Below are 3,110 nucleotides of genomic sequence, written 5' to 3' on the forward strand. Positions count from 1 at the left end.
CGTCGCCCGCCGCGTCGCCGCGCAGGCCGACGAGGGCCGCGCGCTGGCCCGGGTGACCGCGCTGCGCACCGCCGCGCTGTCGCTGGGCGGATGGCTGCCGGTGGTGCTGCTGCTGGCCGCCGCGCCCTGGCTGCTGCGGAACGGGGCGGGCCCCGGCGTGGTCGTGGGCGCGCTGGCGTGCGTCACGCAGTCGCTGATCCCGGCGTTCCGGGGGTTCGTCGAGGGGCTCGGCGTCAGCGCCGTCCGCCTCGCCGTCGCCCTGGACCGCGTCCTGGAGACGGCCCCGCCACCGGGCCCGACCCCGCCCCGGCTGCCCGCCCCGTCCGACACGACCGTGCGGCTGCGCGCGGTGACCGCCGCCTACGGCCCGCACGCCGCGCCCGTCATCGACCGCCTCGACCTGACGATCCCCGCCGGTGACCACCTGGCGGTGGTCGGCCCCAGCGGGATCGGCAAGTCCACGCTGGCCGCACTCGTCACCGGGATGCTCGCGCCGCGGTCCGGCGAGGTCACCGTCGGCGGCGTCCCCGCCGACCGGCTGCCCCGCGCGGCGCGCGTGCTGATCCCGCAGGAGGCGTACGTGTTCGAGGGCACCGTGCGGGAGAACCTGTGCTACCTCGCCGACGCCCCGCCCGACCGGGTGCGGGAGGCGGTCGCCGCCGTCGGCGCCGACGCCCTGGTCGAACGGCTCGGCGGCCCGCACGCGCTGCTGGACCCCCGGACGCTGTCGGCGGGGGAGCGGCAGCAGATCGCCCTGGCCCGCGCCTGGCTCGCCCCCGCCGGGCTGACCGTCCTGGACGAGGCGACCTGCCATCTCGACCCGGCCGCCGAGGCCCGCGCCGAGGCCGCGTTCGCCCGGCGCGGCGGCACCCTCGTGGTCGTCGCGCACCGCATCAGCTCGGCCCTGCGCGCCCGGCGCGTCCTGCTGATGGACGGCGACCGCGTCTGGCTGGGCACCCACGAGGAGCTCGTCCGCACCGCACCGCCGTACGCCGAGCTGGTGGGCCGCTGGCGGCCCCCGGACCGCGACCCCCGACCGGAGGCCGTCCCATGAGATACCCGCCCGCCGACCGCGAGCCCGTCGCCGACCTGCTGCACGGGCAGCGCGTCCCCGACCCCTACCGGTGGCTGGAGGACCCCGGCGGACACCGCACCCGGTCCTGGCTCGCCGCCCAGGACGAGCTGTGGCGCGCCCACGCCGACACCCTGACCTCGCGGGCGTGGTTCCGCGAGCGCTGCGCCGCCCTCGCCGACACCGGCGACGTCGAGGCCCCCGTCTGGCGCGGCGACCGGCGCTTCCACACCCGCCGCGCGCCCGGCCGGGAGCATCCCGTCCTCCACACCGCCCTCGGCGCGGGCCCCGAACGGGTGCTGCTCGACCCCGGAACGCTCGACCCGACCGGCCTGACGACCCTGGACGCCTGGCACCCCGACCCGACCGGGCGGCTGCTGGCCTACCAGACCTCCACCGGCGGCACCGAGGAGGCCGAGCTGCGCGTTCTGGACGTGGCGACCGGCGCGGTCGTGGACGGCCCCATCGACCGCTGCCGCTACTCGCCGGTCGCGTGGCTGCCCGACGGCGCGGGCTTCTACTACGTGCGCGCCACCGGCCCGGACGGCGCCCGCCGCGTCCACCTGCACCGCTTCGGCGCCCCGGCCGACGCCGACCCGGTCGTGTTCACCGCCGGCGACGACCCCGCCGTCGGCTACGGCCTGGGGATCAGCCACGACGGGCGGTGGCTGGCGCTGTCGGCGTCGCCGGGCACCGCGCCGCGCAACGACGTGTGGCTGGCCGACCTGGCGCACGGCGACCCCGCCGTGCCCCGCTTCCGGCCGGTGCTGCGCGGCCGCGACGCCCGCGCCGTGCCGCTGGTGGGCCATGACGGGCGGATGCTGGTGGTCACCGACCTGGACGCGCCGCGCGTGCGGCTGTGCGTCGCCGACCCCGCTGACCCGGACCGGTGGACCGAGCTGCTCCCCGAGGACCCGGCCGCCGTCCTGGCGGACGTCGCGCTCCTCGACGGCCCCGAGCCGGGCCGCCCCGTCCTGCTGGTGGCGCGCCTGCGCGACACCGCCGGGGAGCTCGCCGTCCACGACGCCGCCACCGGCGAGCGGCTCGCCGAGGTGCCGCTGCCCGGCCGGGGCACCGTCGGCGCGCTGTCGACCCGGCCGGGCGGCGGCCACGAGGCGTGGTTCACCTACACCGACGTCGCGACCCCGCCGACCGTCTGGCGCTACGACGCGCGCACCGGCGAGACGACGCCGTGGGCCGCGCCGCCCGGCCACCTCACCGTCCCGCCGCTGCGGACCCGCCAGGCCGTCGCCGTCTCCGCCGACGGCACCCCGGTGCGGATGACCGTGATCGACCGCCCCGGCGACCGGGGACCGCGTCCCACGATCCTCTACGGCTACGGCGGCTTCGGCATGCCGCTCGTGCCGTCCTACGCCGCCGACGCGCTGGCCTGGGTGGAGGCGGGCGGCGTCCTCGCCATCGCGCATCTGCGCGGCGGCGGCGAGGACGGCCTGCACTCCCACCGCGCCGGGACCCTGGACCGCAAGCAGGACGTGTTCGACGACTTCCTGGCCGCCGCCCGCGCGCTGGTCGACGACGGCTGGACGACCCCCGACCGGCTGGCGGTCTGGGGCGAGTCCAACGGCGGGCTGCTGGTCGGGGCCGCCGTCACCCAGCGGCCCGACCTGTTCGCCGCCGCCGTCTGCGTCGCGCCGCTGCTGGACATGGTCCGCTACGAACACTCCGGGCAGGGCGCGGCCTGGCGCGAGGAGTACGGCACCGTCACCGACCCCGGGCAGTTCGCGTGCCTGTACGGCTACTCGCCCTACCACCGGGTCCGGCCCGGGACCGACTATCCGGCCGTGCTGTTCGCGACGTTCGGCGGGGACACCCGCGTCGATCCGCTGCACGCGCGCAAGACGTGCGCGGCCATGCAGTGGGCCACCGCCGGGGCGCGGCCGGTCCTGCTGCGCCACGAGGAACGGGTCGGGCACGGCGCCCGCTCCGCCGCGCGCGGCCTGGACCTGGCCGCCGACCTGCTCGCCTTCGCCGCCGCGCACACCGGCCTGCGGGCCGGGCGGGCCCCGGCGGGCGGCCC

Annotated in this window: 2 protein-coding genes; both read left to right on the forward strand. The window is 78.9% G+C overall.

Annotated elements, in window-relative coordinates; all coding sequences use genetic code 11:
* The coding region (locus AKI01S_RS48425) for an ATP-binding cassette domain-containing protein (protein WP_169814151.1) at positions 1 to 1,054 on the forward strand (1,054 nt) is incomplete at its 5' end.
* Positions 1,051 to 3,110 (forward strand): prolyl oligopeptidase family serine peptidase (locus AKI01S_RS48430; protein ID WP_067833873.1); only part of this gene is annotated, 2,060 nt, incomplete at its 3' end. The genes AKI01S_RS48425 and AKI01S_RS48430, both read left to right, overlap by 4 nt.

This window comes from Actinomadura kijaniata NBRC 14229 (assembly GCF_001552175.1).
In the GTDB taxonomy this organism is placed as follows: Bacteria; Actinomycetota; Actinomycetes; order Streptosporangiales; family Streptosporangiaceae; genus Spirillospora; species Spirillospora kijaniata.